Source organism: Tenacibaculum soleae (assembly GCF_001693415.1).
Lineage (GTDB): Bacteria > Bacteroidota > Bacteroidia > Flavobacteriales > Flavobacteriaceae > Polaribacter > Polaribacter soleae.
The window spans coordinates 1-22,618 of the sequence record NZ_MAKX01000041.1 but is presented as its reverse complement, the minus strand read 5'-3'; the positions used below and the strand labels follow the sequence as shown (position 1 = coordinate 22,618).

Here is a 22,618-nt window from a genome sequence, read left to right as displayed (position 1 = left end):
AGTCTTTCCGTTATCTCTCTTAAAAATTAAATTTACTACAATTTTTAAGTAGAATTTAGCACCTTCTTTGTTTACACATAGGGTTGCTAAGGTTTCACAGGGTCTAATCCCTCCACCTTTCTTGATAACATTTATAAAGTTAATGAACTATTATAATGCAAATAAACAAACTTTTTTTGTTTTTACATCATTTTTTTAATAATTATACAAATTGGATGATAAATATCTATCACCGATATCACAAATAACAGCTACAATAATACCTTCTTCAATCTTTTCTGCTACTTGTAATGCTACGTGTACTGCGCCACCACTACTCATACCTCCAAAAACTCCTTCTTGACTCGCAAGTTTACGTGTCATATTTCGTGCTTGGTTTTCGCTAACCTCAATAATTTCATCAACTTTTGACTTATCGAAAATTTTTGGCAAATATTCTTTAGACCATTTTCTAATACCAGGTATTTTAGAACCATCGGTTGGTTGTGCTCCTATAATTTTAACCTTAGGATTTTGTTCTTTCAAGTACGTAGAAACTCCCATAATAGTACCTGTAGTTCCCATGGCAGATACAAAATGTGTTACTTCCCCCTCAGTATCTTTCCAAATCTCAGGTCCTGTGGTTTTATAATGCGCTTTCCAATTATCATTATTTTCAAACTGATTTAACATAAAATACCCTTCTTTATAGCGTAACTTTTGTGCTAAATCTCTAGCGCCTTCAATACCTTCTTCTTTTGGTGTTAATAAAACTTCGGCTCCATAAGCTTTCATTGTTTTTACACGTTCTTCAGTTGCACTTTCAGGCATTACCAACGTCATATGTAGCCCTAATACTTTTGATATAAATGCTAAAGCGATCCCTGTATTTCCACTAGTTGCTTCAACTAGATGATCTCCTTTTTTAATGTTTCTTCGGTTTAAAGCCTCAAAAATCATATTGTAAGCAGCTCTATCTTTGACACTTCCTCCTGGATTGTGTCCTTCTAATTTTAAAAATAAACGTACTCCTTTTTTATTTAAAATATTACTAACCTCTATTAAAGGGGTGTTTCCGACAAAGTCGGTTATTTTTTTTGCTTTCATAATTTAAACTTTATCTAATGAAACAATTTTATTTTCTGATTGATATATTACTAACGATTTAGGTGGTACAGATTCGGTAACACATACATTAGCCCCTATAATACTATTTTCACCTATTACAACTTCTCCTCCTAAAATAGTAGCGTTTGCGTAAATAGTTACATTTTTTTCAATCGTTGGGTGTCTTTTTGTTTCTGCTAAACTCTTTTTTACTTGTATCCCGCCTAAGGTAACTCCTTGATAAATTTTTACATTTTCTTTTATCAGAGTAGTTTCACCTATAACAATTCCGGTAGCATGGTCTATAAAAAACGAGTTTCCAATGGTTGCTCCTGGATGAATATCAGTACCTGTAACTCCATGAGTATATTCACTCATCATTCTTGGTAAAACAGGTACGTTTAACTTTACCAACTCATGGCTTAAACGATAAACTGCAATGGCATGAAAGCCTGGATATGCTAAGTATACCTCCGCTAAACTTTTTGCTGCTGGATCTGTTTTTTCAAAAGCAATGGCATCTAAATCTAATTTTTTACGAATTTCTTTAAACTTACTTTTATATGCTTCCCAAATTTTATCAGTATCATTAATCGCTAATGATTTTGTTATTTGAAGAAATAAACTTTGTATTGTTTTTATGTTTTCTTGATAATAATTTTCATCAAAAAGTGCATAAAATAATTTCTTTGTAAATTCTTCTACGGTGTCTTTTAAGGTTAGTTTATAATTTTTTAACGGCATACTATATTTCTGGTGCTAATTCAACTTCCAATCCTTCTAGTTCTGGTTTCATTTGAATTTGGCAACCTAAACGGCTATTGTCCTCAACATGAAAAGCTTCAGCTAACATCATATCTTCATCAATTCCCATTTCAGGTAATTCATGTTCAGATTTTACATAACATTGACACGAGGCACACATTGCCATACCACCGCAAACGCCTATGGTACCTTCTTCTGCTAATTCGTATGAACGAATTACTTCCATTAAATTCATTGCCATATCTGTCGGTGCAATAATTTCGTGAAGTACTCCTTCTCTATCTGTTATTTTTATATTGATATCTGCTGACATTATTTAGTATTAAATCTTATTACTGAATTGCTTTTACTACTGCTTTTGGTGCTTCTTTTTTGGTTCCATCAAAACCTTCAACTCCACCTACCGTAGTATATTTCATTACATATTTTTTATCTGGATGAATGATTTTATAAGCACTCTGACACATTAAAGTTGCTTCGTGAAAGCCACATAAAATTAACTTTAGCTTACCAGGATACGTATTTACATCTCCAATTGCAAATATACCAGGAATATTTGTTTGATAATCTAAAGCATTGTTAACTTTAATCGCATTTTTTTCAATTTCTAATCCCCAATCTGCTATTGGCCCCAATTTTGGTGATAATCCAAATAAAGGAATAAAGTGATCTGTATCAATAATAAAGGGTTCTTCTCCTTTCTTTTCAACGGCTACTCCTGTAACGTGCTCTTTCCCTAAAATTCCTTTTACTTCAGCTGGAGTAATTAAATTAATTTTCCCTAAATTTTTTAACTCTTGTGCTTTTTCAACTGAATCTAACGCTCCTCTAAATTCATTTCTTCTATGAATCAAGGTTACTTCGGATGCTACATCTGATAAGAAAATCGCCCAATCTAAAGCCGAATCTCCACCTCCAGAAATTACCACTTTTTTATCTCTATACAGTTCTGGATCACGAATAATATATTCAACCCCTTTATCTTCAAAATCTGCAATATTAGGAATCGGTGGCTTACGAGGCTCAAAACTTCCTAAACCTCCAGCAATAGCTACAACTGGCGCTTGGTGTTTGGTACCCTTATTAGTGGTTACAATAAAAGTTCCGTCTTCTTGTTTTTCAATTGTATTTGCTCGTTCACCTAAGGTAAAACCTGGCTCAAATTGTTTTGTTTGCTCTAATAATTTATCGGTTAAATCACCTGCTAAAATTTCTGGATATGCCGGAATATCATAAATAGGTTTCTTCGGGTAAATTTCTGAACATTGCCCTCCTGGTTGTGGCAAAGCATCAATTAAATGACATTTTAGTTTTAATAAACCAGCTTCAAAAATGGTAAATAACCCTGTTGGTCCTGCTCCAATAATTAGTATATCTGTTGTAATCATAATTTTATTTATTTGTCATTACGAACGAAAAAAACTAAGCAATCTCTTTTTAAATCAACTAATTACTTTACTTTGTTCGCAATAACGTTACGCTATTTTTCTACTAAACTCTTCGTAAATTCGTTTAGTTTTTCAACTTTATCCTCAAAATCTCCTCTAAGGGTTTTTCTATATTTATTTAAATTTTGTACTAAATCGTTAATATTATTGGGAATTACTTCCTCAAAAAACTGACGTAATCTTTTGGCAGTTGTTGGCGATTTACCATTAGTAGAAATGGCTATTTTTACATTTCCTTTGGTTACAATTCCGCCCATATAAAAATCGCAATATGGTGGATTATCGGCAACATTTACCAATATATTTTGTTTTTTACAATCTTTATAAACTTCAATATTTACATCAACCTTATCAGTCGTTGCAACTACAATATGTTTACCTTTTAAATAGATTTTATTATAAATATCAACAATTATATTTACCTTAAACTTATTTGCTAATTTTTTTGTTTCTTCTCTAAAAAATGGCGAAACCATGGTTACTTTAGCATTAGGACTAGACTTTAATAAAAAAGACAATTTTTCTAATGCTACAAATCCTCCACCAACAATAAGTATTTCTAATTGTTCTGTTTTTAAAAAAATAGGATATAGATTGTTTCTTTCTTCATTCATTTTATCTCCTTTAAAATCAATTTCCTTTTTTTACTTTTCTAAATATTCTTGTAAACTTTTTATTGGTAGGATAACTTCTGTGTTTAGTAATATTGTTTATCAATAAAGCTACTACAAATAAAATTAACGTTCCGCTTAAAACAGGCGACAATACATATAAATACCCTAATGTTTTTATTTTTTCTGTTCCTATTATCGCAATTAAAGCCGTTGCGCCTCCTGGTGGATGCAATGTTTTTGTGTACTGCATTAACACAATAGATACTGAAACTGCTAACGGTGCTGTTAACCAAATAATATCGGGTAAAAATTTAGCAATTGTAACACCAATTATTGCCGATAAAACATGCCCACCAATTAAATTTCTTGGCTGTGCTAACGGACTTTGAATTGCTCCATACACTAAAACACACGTGGCTCCAAACGATCCTATTAAAAAAACATTTTCAAGTTTTGATAAATAAAAAGATTGTATAATAGCGATAATTCCTATTCCGATAAAAGCACCTATAAAAGACCAAAAATTTTCTATATAATCTAAAGATGTTTCTTTATACAAAACATATTTAGTTATTCTTATTGTTCTTTTTACTTGTTGCTTTACCATTATAAAATTATTTTTTTAAGCTAAAGTAAACTCTTTATTAATAACTTCTTGTTGCACTTTATCTAAATCTTGTCGATGTTTAACAACCTCGCCTAAAACAATAATCGCAGGATTACTTAATTCATTCTTTTGAACAATTTCTAAAATAGTATCTACGGTTCCTATACCAACTTTCTCTCTTGATGTTGTGCCATCTTGAATAATTGCTACTGGTAAATTATTTTTATTTTCTTGTTTAAATAATTTTACAATTTCTGGTAATTTCCCCATTCCCATTAACACCACCACTGTTGCGTTGGATTTTGCTGCCAAAGCAACATCGTTTGACAACTTGTGATCTTTCGTGGTACCTGTAATTACCCAAAAACTTTCAGCATTTCCACGTTTTGTTAATGGTATGTTTTGAGATGCTGGCACCGCTAATGATGATGAAATTCCTGGTACAACAGCTACTGCTACTCCAAAACTAGCAGCATATTCCATTTCTTCAGCACCGCGCCCGAAAATAAAAGGATCTCCTCCTTTTAAACGAACAACATGACCGTGACTTTTTGCTCTTGCTACAATTAATTCGTTAATTTGATCTTGCTGATATTTATAACATCCTCTTCTTTTTCCAACAAAAATTTGTTCTGCATTCGGATTTATAAACTCTAATAAATCTTCATTTACCAAAGCGTCGTATAAAACAACATCAGCTTTTTTTAACGTTTTAATTGCCTTTACTGTAATTAAATCTACATCTCCAGGACCAGCGCCAACAACGGTTAATTTTGGTATTTTATTAAGCATTACTTACTTCTTGTTTTCTAAAAGCATCTATTTTATTATAAAACGATTTTGCATCATTTAAATAACTTTCAGCAAATGCTTTTGTTGGGTTCTCTCTTTTAATTTGATAAACTACATCTTCAAAACTAACATCTAAATTAATTTTACCTGTAGCTACAAAATGTTCTTGAAAGCTTGTAATAATACCTGCTTGTGTGTTTGTTTTTATATTTTCGGCAATTAATAAAGCTTTTGCTGTATTAACTAAAGAGGTATATGAATGATAAATACTATCTGAAAATTGATTTTCTTTTAAAGCTTCTGCTGAGTTTGTAATTTTTTCTTCACTTTCAAATAAAAGTGTTGCTATTAAATCAATTACAACTCCCGCACATTCACCTACTCCAATTGCTTTTACATAATTTTCTGAATGTCCCCAATCAATAAAATCACTTGGCGCTAAGTTTGATGTATCAGATAATCCTTTTAACAAATCATAAAAGTATGTTTTTCCTTGACGGTCATAATACGCTAAAAAAGTTTCATCTTCTTGCTGATTTGCCTCTACATCATTTAATAAAATACGTAATGCTTCCGGACCTCTTTTACTTGGTACTTTAACTAATTTATCAGAAAAACGTCCTTTTCCATCACCTAAAATACCACCACCTATTAAAATTTGTAATGCTGGAGCTTGTAATGCACCTACTTTTATAGACATTCCTTGAAAACCAATGTGTGCCATATTATGTTGCCCACAAGCATTCATACAACCACTAATTTTAATAGCGATTTCTTTATTGTTTAAATATGCTGGATATTCTTCTTCTAATACCTTTTCTAGTTCTACCGCAATTCCTGTACTACTCGAAATTCCTAAATTACAAGTATCAGTTCCTGGACACGCTGTAATATCAGCTGTAGAATTATAACCTGCTTTTGCAAAGCCTAATTTTTGTAATTCTACATAGAAAAAAGGTAACAATCCTTCTTTTACATGACGAATTAAAATATTTTGACGTAAAGTTAAACGAATTTCATTTGCTGCATATTTTTTAACTAAATCTGCTAACAAGCGTGCTTTTGGTGTATAAAAATCTCCTAAGTGAATTTTAAGCCCTATTGCAAATAAACCTTCTTGTTTTTGTTTGATTACATTGGTTTCTTTCCACTTATTATACGCAGATTCATCTTCAATTTTTACTGAAGGAATTGAAATTTCTTGAAAAGAGATTGGCTGCTCAAACTCGGTAGTATCTACTTTAAATGTTTTATTTTCTAACGCATTTACCTCATCAGATACTAATTGTAAAAAAGTATCAACTCCTAAATCTTTTACTAAAAATTTTAATCTTGCTTTTGCGCGTTTTGCACGCTCACCAAATCGATCAAAAATTCTTAAAACACCTTCAATTGTTGGTATTAAAACATCTTCTTCTAAAAAGTCGTAAATAACATCTGCATGTCTTGGCTGTGAGCCTAAACCACCACCTAATAAAACTTTAAATCCTTTTTTAGTTACTCCATTTTCAGTTTTTATTTTTGCAATAAATCCTAAATCATGAATAAAACTAATTGCTGTATCATCATCTGTACCCGAAAAAGACATTTTAAATTTACGCCCCATTTCTTGACAAATTGGGTTTCTTAAAAAGAATTTAAACGTAGCATCTGCATATGGTGAAACATCAAAAGGTTCGTTTACATCGATTCCCGCTGTTTCTGATGCTGTAATATTTCTTACTGCATTTCCACAAGCTTCACGTAGTGTGATATCATCTTTTTCTAGTTGCGCCCATAATTCTGGCGTTCTATCTAAACTTACGTGATGTATTTGAATATCTTGTCTTGTAGTAATATGTAATCTTCCACGAGAATACTCATCTGAAACGTCTGAAATTCTATGTAATTGCTCGCTTGTAACCCTACCAAAAGGTAATTTTATACGAATCATTTGTACACCAAACTGACGCTGACCGTAAACACCTCTTGCTAAACGTAAACTACGAAAACGTTCTTCGTCTATTTTACCTTCTTTAAAAAGTTGAATTTTTCTCTCTAATTCTAGAATGTCTTTTTCTACAATTGGGTTTTCTATTTCGGTTCTAAAACTTTGCATTACTATATATCTTAAAGCTTGTAAGCGTTACTTTTTAATTAATTATGTAAGAATTTTTGTTTTGACAATAATTCTTCCTCTGTTTCTACATGGTCATCATCAGGTACACAACAGTCTACCGGACAAACGGCTGCACATTGTGGTTCTTCGTGAAAACCGATACATTCGGTACATTTATCTGGAGAAATAAAATAGTATTCATCTGATATCGCCTCTTGTGTTTCATCAGCATCTACAGTTACTCCATTTTTTAACTCAATATTACCTATTAACGAAGTTCCTTCACTATATTTCCAATCTTCAGCTCCTTCATAAATAGCTGTATTTGGGCATTCTGGTTCACATGCTCCGCAATTGATGCACTCATCTGTTATTATAATTGCCATACTATTTTAATTACTGAATAAAGCCTACACCGGCTGTATTATTGGTTTTTGGATTGATTAAAATAAAAGTTCCGTTTGCTTTATTTTTGCTATAAGCATCTACAAATAATGGTTTACTTACTTTTAAAGAAACTTCGCCTATTTCATTTAACGCTAATGCTGATGGGTTTTCTTCTTTTCCTGAAAAATCAGGTTTTATAAGTGATGTTAAGCTTGTTATTTTTGCTTGTACATCATTTACCCCGTGTTTAACGTAATATTTATTAGCGGCTTGTAAAGGTTCTTTATCCATCCAACAAATAGTTGCATTCAACTCTTTTGTAACTGTTGGTTGTTCATCTAGTTTTACCAACATATCCCCTCTACTTACATTTACATTATCTTCTAAAGTAAGTGTTACCGAACTTCCTCTTTTTGCCTGTAAATACTCTTTATCAAAAAAGTTAATACTTTTTATTTTTGATGTGGTTGCTGATGGTAAAACGGTAACGGAATCGCCAACAGCTAAATCGCCTCCATAAATTTTACCGGCATAACCTCTAAAATCATGATACTCGTCAGTTTTAGGTCGTATTACTGTTTGCACAGGAAAACGTGTTTGAGAAACTTCTTCTAAATCTTCTGAAACTAAACTTTCTAAGTGATCTAATAATGTTTCGCCTTTATACCAAGGTGTATTTTCTGACTTTTCAACAACATTGTCACCTTTTAAGGCAGACATAGGAATGAACGTTAATTTTTGACCTTTATAAGCACTTTTACTTGCTAAATATTCTATTTCATTTTTTATTTCGTTAAATTTTTCTTCTGAAAAATCAACTAAATCCATTTTATTAATGGCTATTACTACGTTTTTTACGCGTAATAATGTGTTTATAAAAAAGTGACGGTAGGTTTGCTCAATTACTCCGTTACGAGCATCAATTAAAACAATAGATGCTTGTGAGTTTGATGCACCTGTAACCATGTTTCTGGTATACTCAATATGCCCAGGAGTATCGGCTATTATAAAACTGGTTTTTGGTGTTGAAAAGTATATGTGTGCTACATCGATTGTAATTCCTTGCTCTCTTTCTGCCACTAAACCATCGGTAGCTAATGAAAAGTCTAAGTAATCAAAACCTCTTTGTTTACTTTTTTCTTCAATGGCTTCTAATTTATCATCAGTTAGTGATTTGGTGTCGTATAAAATACGTCCGATTAAGGTACTTTTACCATCATCTACACTACCTGCTGTTGCTATTTTTAATACGTTCATTTTATTTGCTATTTGCTATTAGCTTTTAACTTATAGCGGTATTCGTATTTGTTTTTATTGATAATCTTAAAGCTTTTAGGCTTTCGGAATATTTGTTAATAAATGCGTTAGGGATTGAAACGGCATCCTTTTTTTGTTTTTCTCAAAAAAAGATACAGTGTAAAGCCCGTTAAAACGCCCTTATAATTTTAAAAATATCCTTGTTGTTTACGTTTTTCCATGGCTGCTTCTGATCGTTTATCATCTATTCGAGCACCACGTTCTGATATGGTTGATACTTTTATTTCGTTTACAACGGTGTCAATATCTATTGCGTCGGACAATACTGCTGCGGTACAACTCATATCACCTACGGTTCTAAAACGTACCATTCGCTCTTGCACTTCTTCATCTTCATCTCTATAAACTACATCGTCTTCTGCTGACCATATTAAGCCGTCTCTTAAAAAAGTAGCTCTTTTGTGAGCGAAATAAATGGATGGTATTTCGATGTTTTCTTTTTGGATGTATGACCAAACATCTAACTCTGTCCAGTTTGAAATAGGAAAGACACGTACATTTTGCCCTAAATCAATTTTTCCGTTTAACATATCAAATAATTCTGGTCGTTGATTTTTTTCGTCCCATTGTCCAAAATCGTCACGAACAGAAAAAATACGTTCTTTTGCTCTTGCTTTTTCTTCATCTCTACGCGCTCCACCGATACATGCATCAAAGCCAAACTCATCAATTGCATCTAATAACGTTTCTGTTTGTAACATGTTTCGGCTTGCGTATCTCCCTTTTTCTTCTTTTACTCTACCTTTATCGATATTATCTTGAACGTTTCTAACGATTAGTTCAACCCCTAATTCTTTTGCTAAACGGTCTCTAAACTCAATAGTTTCAGGAAAATTATGTCCTGTATCTATGTGCATTAAAGGAAACGGAATTTTAGCTGGATAAAATGCTTTTTGTGCGAGTCGCACCAGTGTTATACTGTCTTTTCCCCCCGAAAATAATAACACTGGTTTTTCAAATTGAGCGACTACCTCCCTAAATATATATATAGCTTCACTTTCTAGTGCACCTACTTGTATTGTTTTTGTATTCATAATCATATCTTTTAAATATGTAAACCACATTCTCTGTTACTTTCTACTTTTGTTGGATCGAAGTATTTAAACTCATTTGGTAAATTGTGTTCTTTTAAATATTTATCTAAATCTTCATCAGACCAATGATAAAAAGGGCTCACTTTTAAAATACCATCTTTACTAAAAGAAAGCACGCCTATACCGTCTCTATATGCTGTTTGTCCTTTTCGTAAATTGGTAAACCATATTTTTGGTTGATGCTCAGCCATCGCTCTTTTAAAAGGTTCTAATTTTACTTGCTCGGTAAAAACTGCATGATTTTCATCTTCTATTGATGGAAGCCCTATGGTAATATTACGATGTGCAACCGTTTGCTTTGGCACATACAACGCTACGTTTAAGTTTAATTTATCTATTAACTCTTCAGCATGTTTATAAGTTTGTGGTGTGTTATAACCTGTATCACACCAAATAACTTTTATCGAAGGATTTTTTGTTGCTATTAAATGTAAGATAGCTACTTCATAAGGTCTGAAATTTGTAGTAATTATCGTTTTTTGTTTCAATTCAAAAACCCATTCTATAATTTCTTTTGGACTCAATTTTTCTAAACCTTTATTTAGTTCAGCTATATTTAACTCTTCTTTTAAGCTCATTATTTTCCCCATTTTATTTTATTCCAAATTCTTTCATGAAAGAAATACAATATCATTTTTGTTACTAACTCTATGCTTCCTATTGAAAATGCTAAGGTTAACTCTCCTGTAATTAACCAAGAAATTAAAATTGTATCAATAGTTCCGATAACTCTCCAACTAACCGATTTAACAAAACTTCGTATCGGATTTTCTGAAGTTTTATCTGACTTATAATTTTTTTTATCTGCTACTAATTGTTCTAAAATCATTTTTAAAATTAAATACCCTATCGGGTAACTAGGTTTTAAGATTCAACAAATGTAGGTATACATTTTAGATAAAAAAACATTTATTTAAATTTTTTACAAAACGATAACATTTGTGGTAAATTATACTAAATCGGCAAGGGTATTATTTCTAAGAACTTGAAGTGTATTGTCTCTAACTTGAATCATTAATTTATGAACAGAACACGCATCTTCATCAGGGCAATCACTACATTTTTCGTAGTAATTTAAACTAACGCAAGGTAACATGGCTATAGGACCTTCAAGGGTTCTAATAACATCTGTCATTTTAATTTCTGATGCATCTTTTAACATATAGTAGCCACCGCCTTTGCCTTTTTTGGCGCCTAAAAAGCCGGCTCTTCGTAAGGTAAGTAATATACTTTCTAAAAATTTGTGTGAAATATTTTCGCTTTTAGATATTGTTGCAATTTGCACCTTATCTCCTTTTTCTTGCCTAGCAATAAATGTTAGTGCCTTTAAGCCGTATTTCGTTTTTTTAGAAAGCATACCACAAAAATACACTTTTTATTTAGTTGCTAATTCTCTAAAGCTTGTTTTAAATCATTAATAATATCAATAGCGTTTTCTACCCCCACAGAACATCGTACCAAACCATCTGTAATTCCTACTTCTAATCGATCTTCAATACTTAATTTACTATGTGTTGTAGATGCTGGGTGCGTAACAATGGTTCTTGTATCTCCTAAGTTTGCAGATAATGAGCACATTTTTATTGCGTTTAAAAATTTACGTCCTGCTTCAATACCTCCTTTAACTTCAAAAGCAACAATATTACCTCCTAAGCGCATTTGTTTTTTTGCAACTTCATATTTTGGATGCGATTTTAAAAACGGATATTTTACTATATTCACATTTTCATGCGCCTCTAAAAACTCGGCAACTTTCAAGGCGTTTTCGCAATGTTTTTCTACTCGAATACTTAATGTTTCTAAACTTTTAGATAATACCCAAGCATTAAACGGTGACATTGCTGGCCCTGTATTTCTTGAAAACAAATAAATTTCACGAATTAAATCAGCTTTTCCAACAGTTACCCCGCCTAAAACTCTTCCTTGTCCGTCAATTAATTTTGTTGCTGAATGGATAACAATATCTGCTCCAAAATCTATCGGGTTTTGTAGGTATGGCGTTGCAAAACAATTGTCAATTACTAATAATATGTTATGCTTTTTTGCAATTTTACCTAATAATTCTAAATCAATAATATCAACGGCTGGGTTGGTAGGTGTCTCTGCATATAATATTTTAGTATTGGGCTGAATTAAACTTTCAATTTTATCAACTTCATTTATTTTAAAGTAACTTGTTTCAATATTCCATTTTGGTAGATATTTAGTAAACAAACTATGCGTAGAACCAAAAACAGATCGGCAAGAAACAATATGATCTCCTGCATTTAGCAAAGCTCCGAAAGTAGAAAAAACAGCTGCCATTCCTGTTGCAAAAGCATAGCCCGCTTCGGCTTTTTCCATTGCCACAATTTTATTTACAAATTCTGTTGTATTTGGGTTTGAAAATCGGCTATATAAATTTTTCTCTTTTTCTTCAGCAAAAGACGCTCGCATATCTTCTGCATCATCAAATACAAAACTAGAAGTTAAGTATAAAGGTGTAGAATGTTCTGAAAATTGCGATCGTTCAGTTTGTGTTCTAATTGCTTCAGTTTCGAAATTTTTACTCATATTGTTTGTTTTATACTCTTTAATCAAATAACCTATTTATAGTTAAATACTTTTTAATCTTTAATTATTGTTTGTTTGCTAATCGTAAAATATCTCCAAAAACACCCCTCGCTGTTACTTCTGCTCCTGCTCCTGCTCCTTGAATTACAATGGGTTGTTCTCCGTACGATTCTGTATAAATTTCAAAAATAGCATCCGATCCTTTTAAACTTCCTAAAGGCGAACTTGTTGGTACCGATACTAATTTTACATCTAGTTCTCCTTTTGCTTTTGATAAATCGCCATGTAAATCGCCTATATATCGCAATACATGATCTTTATCTTGTGCTTCTTTTTGATTTTTAAATACTGGATTTAATTTATCTAAGTTTGATAAAAATTCTGATGCTGAAATATCTCTAAATTCTGATGGAATTAAATTTTCAATTGCTATATCTTCAAATTCATTTTCTAAATCTAGCTCACGAGCCAAAATCAATAATTTTCGAGCTACATCATTTCCACATAAATCTTCTCGTGGGTCTGGTTCTGTAAATCCGCTATCAATAGCTTCTTGTAATACGTTTGAAAACAGAACTTCATCCGAAGAAAACTTATTAAATAAATAACTTAAAGATCCTGAAAAAACTCCTCTAATACGTGTAATATTTTCGCCAGAATCGTGCAATAACTTAATGGTATCTATTAGCGGTAAACCTGCACCAACATTGGTTTCATACAAATATGATTTGGTATTTATTTCTAATGTTTTTCGTAGTTTTTTATAAAAATCATGAGATACCGTATTTGCTATTTTATTAGAAGAAACTAAATCGAAACCGTTTTCTATTAATGGAATGTAATTTTCTGTAAATTCACTACTTGCAGTATTATCAACAGCTATTAAGTTTTCGAGATGATGTTTTTTAGCAAAATCTATTACGCTATCAACAATATGCGTTTCCTCATCATTATTTTTTAAAATTGTTTTCCAATTTTCTACAGCTCCATCGCTACTTAATAATACTTTTTTAGAGCCCGCTATGGCAAAAATATTTAACTGTATTTTTTTTCTTTCTAATATAGATTTGGTATTTTTTATAATTTGATTAATTAAAGTTCCTCCAACTAATCCTTTACCAAATATGGCTATATTTATTTTCTTTGCAACTCCAAAAACTTGCCCATGAATTACATTTAACGCCTTGTGTAATTGTTCTTTTTTAACAACCAAACTTACATTTTTTCCTGAAATTGTATTGTTAAATAATAATGGTACAATTTGGTTTTTTATCAACGCATTATACGGATGATGAAACTCACTTAAATCTTGACCTATAATTGATATTACAGCGACATTATCTATAATTGAAATTTGATTTACATCTTTGGTATAAAAATCACTTTCAAACTCTTGTTCTAAAGCTTGTACAGCTGCTGCTGCCTTTTCTTTATCAATTACTAAACCAATACCTCTTTCTGATGAACCTTGCGAAATAATACTTACACTAATGCCATTATTACTTAAGGCTCTAAAAATACGTGCATCTACACCTACTTTACCCAACAAACCTCGTCCTTCAAAATTTAGCAATGCTACATTGTCTAAAACCGATAATGATTTTATGCCTTTTGAATTTGATTTAGCTGTAATTAATGTTCCTTTATCCGCAGGGTTAAACGTATTTAAAATACGAAGATTTATATTTTTTTCTAATAACGGAATAATTGTTTTTGCGTGTAAAATATTAGCGCCAAAATTTGCCAATTCATTAGCCTCTGAAAAAGATAGTTCTTCTATTTTTTTTGCATCAGCAACTAAATCAGGATTTGCAGTAAAAATTCCATCAACATGCGTATAGTTTTGTAACTCATTTGCATCTAAATAATTTGCTAATAATGATGCGGTATAATTACTTCCATTTCGTCCAAGCGTAGTCGTTTCTCCTTTTAAATTAGAAGCAATAAAACCTGTTACAATATTTACAGTATCTCCATTATGTTTTTTAAAATGCTTTACTACATTTTCTTTCGAAATATTTATAATTGGCTGTGCATTTCCAAAATTATCATCCGTTTTTATCAACGTTCTAGCATCGGTAATATTAGCATTTATCCCTTTTTCATTTAAAAGTGCGGCAACTGTTTTTGTTGATAACAACTCTCCTTGAGCTAAAACTTCGTCTTTTATTTTTTTACTATAATCTCCTAATAAACTAACACCTTCAAAAAATTTTTCTAAACGAGAAAACTCAGGAGAAAAGTCAATCAATGGTGTTAATTGCGACTGCTCATATTTAAGCGCTTCAAATTGATCTTGATAAGGAGCGTTCTTTGCTGCTTTTTCTAAAATTTCTTCTAATTGATCCGTCGCATTTCCTCTTGCTGATACAACCACAGCTATATTTTCTTGATCGTTTACTTTTTGCTCTATAATTGAAATTACATTTGTAATTCCTTTATTCGACAGCGATTTTCCGCCAAATTTGATTATTTTCATTTGATTATTTTTTGAATTTAGATTGAATATTGGCGCTATTATTTTTTCTAATTGCTCGTATTCAATCAAAAAAGCATCGTGTCCGTGAACCGAATTTATTTCGTTATACGTAACATTTGCGTTTACTAAGGCTAGCTCTTTTTGAGTTTCTCTATTTTCTTCAGCAGTAAAAAACAAGTCAGAATCTACTCCTACGATATGTATATCTGCTTTAATTTTTTTTAAAATTTCCGAATTATTTTCTCCTTTGGTTACATCAATCGTTTTTAATAATTGATTCATTAATTTATAAGACGCTAGTTGATAACGTTCTTGTAATTTTTTACCGTGATGTAACAGCCAACTTTCTACATTAAAAACTTCTGAATCTTCTCTTTTTGATCGATGAAAACGTTCTTTAAACGATTTTGGAGTTCTATAACATAACATTGCATGCATGCGAGCATCGTGCACTGGATTGCTCGAATTTATTAAAAATTGTTCTTGAATTTGGCAGTTACCAATTAACCAATCAGTAGATTTCCAATCGGTTGCTATGGGAATCAAATGTTTTGTTATTTTAGGTTTTAAAACAGCCATTTCCCAAGCTATTCCACCACCTAATGACCCACCAATTAAAGCAAATAATTGTTTTATTTTAAGTTTTTCTAATCCTATTAAAAAAACTTTAGCAATATCTCTTGCAATAAAATCTTTATAGTTTTCTATTAAAAAACCATCATACCCGTTGCCTGGAATGTTAAAACATAAAACGGTATACTTTTGCGTGTTTACCGCTTTGTTTTTCCCTATTAATTCTTTCCACCAACCATCTGTAACATCAGCAACATTACTATTACCTGTTAAAGCATGATTGATTAATACCACAGGAGCTGTTCCCAATTTTTCCCCAAAAACCTGATAGCTTAATGCTATTTTACTTAATAAAACGCCGCTTTCTGTGGTAAAATCAACAATATTTATATGTGCTAAAGTATTTTTCAACTGTATCTATTTTACTATAAAATCGAACGATTTACATGAACTTATTCCCCTTCAAAAAAATAAGATTCAATACATTCGATTTTTTTATGTTTATATTGTTAAAAAAGCATCTTTTAAATCACTTTTTAAATCTTCAAGATTTTCAAGCCCTACTGATAAACGAATTAAATCATTCGTAACTCCTGCACTTTCTTGCGCTTGTTCACTTAATTGTTGATGTGTTGTACTAGCAGGGTGAATGATTAGTGATTTTGTATCTCCAATATTTGCCAATAATGAAAAAAGTTTTGTGTTATCTGAAACTTTTTTTGCAGCTTCATAACCACCTTTAACACCAAATGTAACAATACCACTTTGTCCTTTTGGTAAATACGTTTTTGCTAATTTGTTATATTTACTGCTTTCTAAACCTGGGTAATTTACCCAAGCTACTTCTGATTGCTCTTCTAACCATGCAGCAATATTTAAAGCATTTTCACTATGCTTTTTTATTCTGATATCTAATGTTTCTAATCCTTGAATAATGTTAAATGCATTCGTAGGACTTAAGGCTCCTCCGAAATCTCTTAATCCTTCTAAAATTAATTTGAAAGTATAAGAAGCTGCTCCTAAAGTTTCATGATATACTAAACCATGATACCCTGCTGATGGTTCTGTAAATTCAGGGAATTTCCCATTTGCCCAATTAAAAGTTCCTGCATCAATAATTGCGCCTCCTAAAGAGTTTCCTTGACCTCCAATGTATTTTGTTAACGAATGAATTACAATATTTGCACCATGTTCTATCGGATTTAACAATGCTGGTGTAGCTACTGTATTATCAACAATAAATGGAACTTCAGTTTTTTTTGCATGTTTTGATATCCCTTTTAAATCTAACACATCTAACTTCGGGTTCCCTAATGATTCAACGAAAAAAGCTCTTGTATTATCCTGTACTGCTTTAGCAAAGTTATCAGGATTAGAAGCGTCCACAAATGTGGTAGTAATACCTAATCTAGGTAAGGTTACATTTAATAGATTGTAGGTTCCTCCATACAAACTACTTGAGGCTACAATATGATCACCGGCTTTTAATAACGTTAATAACCCTGTTGAAATTGCTGCCGTACCTGACGCAAATACTACAGCTCCTGTTCCGCCTTCTAAACTAGCCAAACGCTCTTGTAAAATTTGATTTGTAGGATTGTTTAATCGTGTGTAAATAAATCCTAATTCTTTTAATGAAAAAAGGTTTGCTGCATGGTCTGAATCATTAAAAACATACGATGTTGTTTGATAAATAGGAACTGCTCTTGTGCCTCCTGTTTGTTTTACATCATGTCCTGCGTGCAACGCGTTGGTTGCGAATTTTTGTGTACTCATTTTTCTTGTTTTTTGAGATAATAAAAAATTAAAACAAAAGTCAAATGCGTCAATTTTTTTTGACGTACTTACTAGAAAAATGTTATGAAGAATTATAGCAATTATAGATGAATAATTGCACTTGAGTTATCTATCCAATTTTAAATAAATGAATTTAAAATTAAGTAGAATTTAGCACCTTCTTTGTCTTGTACAAAGGGTTGCTAAGGTTTCACCGGGTCTAATCCCTCCACCTTTCTTGATAACATTGTCAATAAGTTATTGAACTTCGTGAGTGCAAATATTCAAATATTTTAATTTAATATCCTAATAAAAATTCACTTTTTTTTAAAAAAAAAAGTATTTACCTAAATGATTTTCCAAACTTTAACAGTTTTATCTTTACTTGGCGTTGCAATTAGTCTTCCGTCAGAACTAACATCCATTCCCAAACCAATATCATTGGTATGATTTGAAATTGTTTGTAAAATTTTTTCGCTTTTTACATCCCATAAAGTTGCTACAATTGGTTTTACTACTCCTGAAAATTTAAAATGATATTCAAGTAATTCTCCAATCATCGATTTGTCTGTTCCTCCTGCTATTACCCTGTCATTATCAATAAAAACAACCGAATGAATTGCCTGATTATCTCCTTTTAAAGTGTGCAATAATTGCCAATTAGTGGTGTCCCAAATTTTAACTATTTTATCATCTCCAGCACTTGCTAATAACTTTCCGTTTGGACTAAAATTCATTGACAATGGCACCATAGAATGCCCTAAAATTGTTTGAAGTAATTTGCCCGATTTAACATCATAAACTCTAATAGCATTATCACTTCCTGACGATAATAATAATTCGCCAGTAGGGTTAAAAACAACTTCCCAAATATTTTCTTGAGAGTCGTTAAAATCATAAATTAGTTTCCCTGTATTTACATTCCAAACAAAAACTTTATCATCATTTCCGCCAGCGGCGATTAACTTTCCGTCTGGACTAAAATTTACAGTCCAAATTGTGCCACCATCTCCTTTTAAGGTTTTTAATAAAGCTCCTGTTTTAACGTCCCAAATTCTAACGTTTCCATCATACGCTCCTGTTGCAACAACTTTTCCTGTTGAACTAAAATCTACTGTTGGCGTTCCTATTTCGTGTGGTAAATCATGTAAAACTTTACCTGTAATTCTAGACCAAATTTTAGCGTTTGGTTCAATTCCTCCACTAATCATTAATGAATTGTTTGGACTAAACTTAACCTCCCATACTTCATTTTTATGATGTGTATACGTTTTTTGCAATTCGATTTGATTTCCTTCAACAATTTTAGGCTGAGCAAATACTTGTAAAGACATTAAAACTAAAAGGCTTATAACAATTATAATTCCTATTATTAAAAACTTATTTTTCATACTATTTAATACTTTCTAGTTTTTGAATCATTTTTTTTGCTGATGCTGATGACGCATCTAATTCTAATGCTTTCTTATATGCTAATAAAGCATTTTTTTTATCTTTTTTATAAAAATACGCTTCTCCTAAACTATCCCAAGAATTGGCATCATTAGGATATAATTCTGTGTTCTTTTGAAATAATTTAATTGCAAAATCCACATTTTTTTCTTGTAAGTAAGTATATCCTACTTTATTTAAAATATTTTTTTTATTTCGTTTTACAGTTTTATCTAATGCATCAATATATGCAACTATAAAAGCATCTTTCTTTGTTGATTTAATAGTTGGTTTTACGCCTTTTCCTTCCCAATTAGTTTTTGTGACAGGATGCATTGCTTCAATATACGGAATAGAGATTGTAAAATTATTATTCAAATTCACTCTTTTAGTTCTGTTTGCACCTCCTCGAGTTGTTTCTCCAACAACTATTGCTTTATTTAAATGTTTCAGTGTATAGGCAAACGCTTCTGCTGCTGAAAACGTTTTTTTACTTGTTAAAATGTATAGTCGCGTATTTGTTTTCCTTTTACCATCAATATTTTCGAAAGTAAGTAACTGTGTTTTATTATTTGTCTTACGCTCATAAAAATTACTTAGTAACACTGGTTTTTTATCCGTAAAATAACTTGCTAATAATTGCATCATGTTTGGAACACCTCCACCGTTATTTCTTAAGTCAATAATAATTGCATTGGTATTTTTTAAAAAACTCATAGCAGCAATTGCCGTTTCTTTTGCGTACTTCATATCTGCGAACATTCGCAAATTTAAATAACCAATATTACCGTTTAACACTTTTGTTTCTGTAAAACCAAAATTGATTTCTGCCATTTTCATAGCCATCATTTTATCTCTTTTAAGTTTTATCTCTTTTGTTATTACACGTTTACTTTGTGCAATTTTTTTCGGCTCAAAATTCACTTTTAAATGCAAATCATGACTTAATTCTTGTAAGTCTTTTGTAAGTATTGTAGAAAATTCTTTTTTATTAGAAATAGACTTGTATTTTTTTGAATTAGATATGATCGTTGCAGACATTTTTTTTGCAACATCTAAATCGATATAAGACGCTAGTAATTTCTCTGAAATTAGTTTTAAAACTAATTTCTTTTCTTTTTTGTTAAATTCATTATTTTGCGATATTGTACTTGTTATAGTCACAATTGTTACTACGAATGCTAAGATGTATTTTTTCATTTTTAAATTGATTTTAAATTCCTTACAAACATAAAACCGATTTAATTTTAGATAAATAATAATTCTCAACTGCTTATCATTTCCACACACAAACCATCTTTATAAACTTAAAACCGTTTTGAGTCCCATTTTTAATTGTTGATGCTTGATTTTTGATTGTTTGTGTAAAATAGTATTCTATTTATTACATTATCATTAGCTTTACTAAGTGAAAACATTTCTTAAAAAATACAAAGCATTTATATACGGGCTAATAATTTTCAGGCTCCTAGTACTGTTGCTAACTTATTTTGATCATATTTATATAGATAATTCAGAATACTTATCAAACACGTTAAGTTTTATCTTTTATTGGTTGTTATTTTCATTGCCCATTTATTATTTTTATTTCCTAAAAAAACACCTATCAATTTCACTAAAATTAATTGGCGTAATCTTTTTTTTTATACTTGTTATTGTTAATGATATCCATGCCGAAATAATTGACAATCCTATTACATTTATAGGTATTATTATTACCAGCTTAGCTTTATTTTCTATAATAGCTCCAAAATTCTTCAAAAAATACGCGCTTTTTACAATTGCTTTCTATCTATTAAGCATCGGTTACTTCTTATATATAAGAGTTTATATTGATGATTTAAACGTGTACTTACAGCAAGAAAAAGAGATTAAAATTATTTTAACCATTCCTTTTTTTTTATTGATTTTAGGATGGATTTTTCAACAATGGAGATGGTTAAAAAACGTAGAATCAAAAAAAACTAAAGCTGAATTAGCGCTATTAAAAAGTCAAATAAATCCTCATTTTTTCTTTAACACACTGAATAATTTATATGGCTTAACAGTAGAAAAATCTGATGATGCACCAGATGTTGTGCTAAAATTATCTGATATGATGCGTTACACAATCTATATGGGAAAGGAAGATTTAGTGCCTTTAAAAGATGAAGTTGAATATTTACAAAACTATATAGAACTACATAAAATCAGGTATCAAAAAAAAGTTGATATTACATTTAAATACATAAATATAACTAATTACAAAATTGCTCCGTTGCTGTATATTATTTTATTAGAGAATGCATTTAAACACGGAGTAGAAAAACTGACAGAGAATGCTTATATTCACATGAATCTTTCTACAAACAAAAAAACTATTCTTTTTCAAATAGAAAATAATTATGAGCAATCAGAAACTGAATCAGAAACTGGAATTGGCTTAGATAATTTAAAACAACGTTTAAATTTATTGTATCCTAAGAAGCATCAAATAACCATAAACAAAAGCGATGCTGTGTATAAATTAGCTATTAAAATTGACACCAAATGACGCATTATTTAATTATTGATGACGAGCCAATTGCGCATCGTATTATTGAGAAGTATTGTGATAATTTACCGCATTTAAAGAAAAGCGGAAATTGTTTCAATGCGTTTGAAGCCTTGCAATTTTTAAATCAAGAGCAAGTAGATTTGTTGTTTCTAGACATTAACATGCCTAAATTATCTGGCTTCGATTTCTTAAAAACCTTAACCAATCCACCAAAAATAATTGTAACAACTGCTTACAAAGAATTTGCTTTAGAAGGATATGAACTAAATATTTCAGATTATTTATTAAAGCCTTTTTCTTTTGAACGTTTTGTTAAAGCTATCAATAAAACCATTACAAATAATCAGCAAGAAATAAACAACAACATTCCTGTAAATCAAACAGAAAAAATACCCGAAAGTTTTTTCTTAAAAGGCGATAAAAAACATCATCAAATCCATTTTAACAACATTCTTTTTATTGAAGCTTATGGTCACTATTGTAAAGTTTATTTAAAAGATAAAATCATTTTAAGTAATGAAAAAATATCTTCATTAGAAAAATCCCTTCCTGATACTTTTATCAGAACACACAAATCTTTTATCGTTTCAAAAAGTAAGATTGAACAAATAGAAGGAAATCGTATTCTAATCAAAGAACATAAAATTCCTATTGGCCAAACTTATAAAAAAAACATAAAGCTCTTATTTTAGTTACCTTTATAATATTTATAATTATTAACAAATTGTTCCTTTTTTATAAATAAGATTTAAATAATTAGTAATAGCTATTCACGCTTTCCACACTCGCTTTTTTTGATTTTTTTAGTAAAACCAAAAAAGAGCTCAAACAAATGCTTCAATCGTGGCTAAGGCTATCAATGTATAATTCGTATATCTAAAGCTTATTTGCTTACTTTATACCTCTCCATTTCCTTTTTTTATTCACCTTTTGTCTTTTACCCAATTTCATTTCGATTTAAAGCAAAAAAAACCTCAATCTAATAAAAGATTGAGGTTTAAAAGAAAGGCAACGACCTACTCTCCCACCATTGGCAGTACCATCGGCGCTAATGGGCTTAAC

Annotated in this window: 21 protein-coding genes and 2 riboswitches; of the genes, 2 read left to right on the top strand and 19 right to left on the bottom strand. The window is 30.8% G+C overall.

The features are described from left to right. Positions 1-7: 7 nt before the first annotated feature. A riboswitch (SAM riboswitch) is annotated at positions 8-131 on the bottom strand. Between the two features lie 64 nt (positions 132-195). The 19 genes from cysM to BA195_RS13240 all read right to left on the bottom strand — a co-directional run bounded on the left by cysM (position 196) and on the right by BA195_RS13240 (position 20,220). Then, positions 196-1,086, bottom strand: coding sequence for a cysteine synthase CysM (gene cysM / locus BA195_RS13330; protein ID WP_068706283.1), 891 nt, complete (start codon positions 1,084-1,086; stop codon positions 196-198). Between the two features lie 3 nt (positions 1,087-1,089). Then, positions 1,090-1,830 (bottom strand): serine O-acetyltransferase EpsC, encoded by a 741-nt coding sequence (epsC, locus tag BA195_RS13325; protein WP_068706281.1) that lies wholly within the window; start codon positions 1,828-1,830, stop codon positions 1,090-1,092. A 1-nt stretch (position 1,831) separates the two neighbouring features. Then, positions 1,832-2,164, bottom strand: coding sequence for a 2Fe-2S iron-sulfur cluster-binding family protein (locus BA195_RS13320; RefSeq protein WP_068706279.1), 333 nt, complete (start codon positions 2,162-2,164; stop codon positions 1,832-1,834). Positions 2,165-2,183: 19 nt separating this feature from the next. Continuing rightward, entirely contained in the window at positions 2,184-3,239 is a 1,056-nt protein-coding gene (locus BA195_RS13315; RefSeq protein WP_068706277.1) for an NAD(P)/FAD-dependent oxidoreductase, read from the bottom strand. Positions 3,240-3,331: 92 nt separating this feature from the next. Beyond that, a complete protein-coding gene (locus BA195_RS13310) occupies positions 3,332-3,913 on the bottom strand; it encodes a precorrin-2 dehydrogenase/sirohydrochlorin ferrochelatase family protein (RefSeq protein ID WP_068706275.1) in 582 nt (193 codons plus the stop codon). A 16-nt stretch (positions 3,914-3,929) separates the two neighbouring features. Continuing rightward, positions 3,930-4,520: an HPP family protein gene (locus tag BA195_RS13305; RefSeq protein WP_068706273.1), complete on the bottom strand. Its 591-nt coding sequence runs from the start codon at positions 4,518-4,520 to the stop codon at positions 3,930-3,932. 15 nt (positions 4,521-4,535) lie between these two features. Next, complete coding sequence (gene cobA / locus BA195_RS13300; RefSeq protein ID WP_068706272.1) at positions 4,536-5,312, bottom strand: uroporphyrinogen-III C-methyltransferase; 777 nt, start codon at positions 5,310-5,312, stop codon at positions 4,536-4,538. Further along, a complete protein-coding gene (locus BA195_RS13295; protein WP_068706270.1) occupies positions 5,305-7,410 on the bottom strand; it encodes a HEPN domain-containing protein in 2,106 nt (701 codons plus the stop codon). The genes cobA and BA195_RS13295 overlap by 8 nt, the downstream gene beginning before the upstream one ends. A 38-nt stretch (positions 7,411-7,448) precedes the next feature. Next, positions 7,449-7,796: a 4Fe-4S dicluster domain-containing protein gene (locus BA195_RS13290; RefSeq protein WP_068706268.1), complete on the bottom strand. Its 348-nt coding sequence runs from the start codon at positions 7,794-7,796 to the stop codon at positions 7,449-7,451. 10 nt (positions 7,797-7,806) lie between these two features. Further along, positions 7,807-9,054: a sulfate adenylyltransferase subunit 1 gene (locus BA195_RS13285; protein WP_068706266.1), complete on the bottom strand. Its 1,248-nt coding sequence runs from the start codon at positions 9,052-9,054 to the stop codon at positions 7,807-7,809. Positions 9,055-9,242: 188 nt separating this feature from the next. Beyond that, positions 9,243-10,148 (bottom strand): sulfate adenylyltransferase subunit CysD, encoded by a 906-nt coding sequence (cysD, locus tag BA195_RS13280; protein WP_084443228.1) that lies wholly within the window; start codon positions 10,146-10,148, stop codon positions 9,243-9,245. Positions 10,149-10,159: 11 nt separating this feature from the next. Beyond that, entirely contained in the window at positions 10,160-10,798 is a 639-nt protein-coding gene (locus BA195_RS13275; RefSeq protein ID WP_245662361.1) for a phosphoadenosine phosphosulfate reductase domain-containing protein, read from the bottom strand. After that, entirely contained in the window at positions 10,786-11,037 is a 252-nt protein-coding gene (locus BA195_RS13270; protein ID WP_068706260.1) for a DUF2061 domain-containing protein, read from the bottom strand. The genes BA195_RS13275 and BA195_RS13270 overlap by 13 nt, the downstream gene beginning before the upstream one ends. 120 nt (positions 11,038-11,157) lie before the next feature. Next, positions 11,158-11,565 (bottom strand): RrF2 family transcriptional regulator, encoded by a 408-nt coding sequence (locus BA195_RS13265; protein WP_068706258.1) that lies wholly within the window; start codon positions 11,563-11,565, stop codon positions 11,158-11,160. A 29-nt stretch (positions 11,566-11,594) separates the two neighbouring features. Then, positions 11,595-12,761: a trans-sulfuration enzyme family protein gene (locus tag BA195_RS13260; RefSeq protein WP_068706256.1), complete on the bottom strand. Its 1,167-nt coding sequence runs from the start codon at positions 12,759-12,761 to the stop codon at positions 11,595-11,597. A 64-nt stretch (positions 12,762-12,825) separates the two neighbouring features. Next, the gene (gene thrA, locus BA195_RS13255) at positions 12,826-16,224 is read right to left on the bottom strand and encodes a bifunctional aspartate kinase/homoserine dehydrogenase I (RefSeq protein ID WP_068706254.1); all 3,399 of its coding nucleotides are present in this window, start codon (positions 16,222-16,224) and stop codon (positions 12,826-12,828) included. Between the two features lie 90 nt (positions 16,225-16,314). After that, positions 16,315-17,589 (bottom strand): O-acetylhomoserine aminocarboxypropyltransferase/cysteine synthase family protein, encoded by a 1,275-nt coding sequence (locus BA195_RS13250; protein WP_068706251.1) that lies wholly within the window; start codon positions 17,587-17,589, stop codon positions 16,315-16,317. A 123-nt stretch (positions 17,590-17,712) separates the two neighbouring features. Next, positions 17,713-17,837: riboswitch (SAM riboswitch) on the bottom strand. Positions 17,838-17,936: 99 nt separating this feature from the next. Next, entirely contained in the window at positions 17,937-18,980 is a 1,044-nt protein-coding gene (locus tag BA195_RS13245; RefSeq protein ID WP_068706249.1) for a WD40 repeat domain-containing protein, read from the bottom strand. 1 nt (position 18,981) lies between these two features. Then, entirely contained in the window at positions 18,982-20,220 is a 1,239-nt protein-coding gene (locus BA195_RS13240) for a S41 family peptidase (protein WP_068706247.1), read from the bottom strand. A 277-nt stretch (positions 20,221-20,497) separates the two neighbouring features. On the opposite strand from BA195_RS13240, the gene BA195_RS13235 reads away from it, so the two are divergent. Continuing rightward, positions 20,498-21,553, top strand: a complete 1,056-nt coding sequence (locus tag BA195_RS13235) for a sensor histidine kinase (protein ID WP_245662360.1) — start codon at positions 20,498-20,500, stop codon at positions 21,551-21,553. Next, a complete protein-coding gene (locus BA195_RS13230) occupies positions 21,550-22,248 on the top strand; it encodes a LytR/AlgR family response regulator transcription factor (protein WP_068706243.1) in 699 nt (232 codons plus the stop codon). The genes BA195_RS13235 and BA195_RS13230 overlap by 4 nt, the downstream gene beginning before the upstream one ends. Positions 22,249-22,618: the final 370 nt, after the last annotated feature.

Bases quoted from the DNA above. Each gene is read 5' to 3' on its own strand.
- cysM (WP_068706283.1), bottom strand. From the start codon at position 1,086: ATGAAAGCAAAAAAAATAACCGACTTTGTCGGAAACACCCCTTTAATA.
- epsC (WP_068706281.1), bottom strand. From the start codon at position 1,830: ATGCCGTTAAAAAATTATAAACTAACCTTAAAAGACACCGTAGAAGAA.
- BA195_RS13320 (WP_068706279.1), bottom strand. From the start codon at position 2,164: ATGTCAGCAGATATCAATATAAAAATAACAGATAGAGAAGGAGTACTT.
- BA195_RS13315 (WP_068706277.1), bottom strand. From the start codon at position 3,239: ATGATTACAACAGATATACTAATTATTGGAGCAGGACCAACAGGGTTA.
- BA195_RS13310 (WP_068706275.1), bottom strand. From the start codon at position 3,913: ATGAATGAAGAAAGAAACAATCTATATCCTATTTTTTTAAAAACAGAA.
- BA195_RS13305 (WP_068706273.1), bottom strand. From the start codon at position 4,520: ATGGTAAAGCAACAAGTAAAAAGAACAATAAGAATAACTAAATATGTT.
- cobA (WP_068706272.1), bottom strand. From the start codon at position 5,312: ATGCTTAATAAAATACCAAAATTAACCGTTGTTGGCGCTGGTCCTGGA.
- BA195_RS13295 (WP_068706270.1), bottom strand. From the start codon at position 7,410: ATGCAAAGTTTTAGAACCGAAATAGAAAACCCAATTGTAGAAAAAGAC.
- BA195_RS13290 (WP_068706268.1), bottom strand. From the start codon at position 7,796: ATGGCAATTATAATAACAGATGAGTGCATCAATTGCGGAGCATGTGAA.
- BA195_RS13285 (WP_068706266.1), bottom strand. From the start codon at position 9,054: ATGAACGTATTAAAAATAGCAACAGCAGGTAGTGTAGATGATGGTAAA.
- cysD (WP_084443228.1), bottom strand. From the start codon at position 10,148: ATGAATACAAAAACAATACAAGTAGGTGCACTAGAAAGTGAAGCTATA.
- BA195_RS13275 (WP_245662361.1), bottom strand. From the start codon at position 10,798: ATGGGGAAAATAATGAGCTTAAAAGAAGAGTTAAATATAGCTGAACTA.
- BA195_RS13270 (WP_068706260.1), bottom strand. From the start codon at position 11,037: ATGATTTTAGAACAATTAGTAGCAGATAAAAAAAATTATAAGTCAGAT.
- BA195_RS13265 (WP_068706258.1), bottom strand. From the start codon at position 11,565: ATGCTTTCTAAAAAAACGAAATACGGCTTAAAGGCACTAACATTTATT.
- BA195_RS13260 (WP_068706256.1), bottom strand. From the start codon at position 12,761: ATGAGTAAAAATTTCGAAACTGAAGCAATTAGAACACAAACTGAACGA.
- BA195_RS13250 (WP_068706251.1), bottom strand. From the start codon at position 17,589: ATGAGTACACAAAAATTCGCAACCAACGCGTTGCACGCAGGACATGAT.
- BA195_RS13245 (WP_068706249.1), bottom strand. From the start codon at position 18,980: ATGAAAAATAAGTTTTTAATAATAGGAATTATAATTGTTATAAGCCTT.
- BA195_RS13240 (WP_068706247.1), bottom strand. From the start codon at position 20,220: ATGAAAAAATACATCTTAGCATTCGTAGTAACAATTGTGACTATAACA.
- BA195_RS13230 (WP_068706243.1), top strand. From the start codon at position 21,550: ATGACGCATTATTTAATTATTGATGACGAGCCAATTGCGCATCGTATT.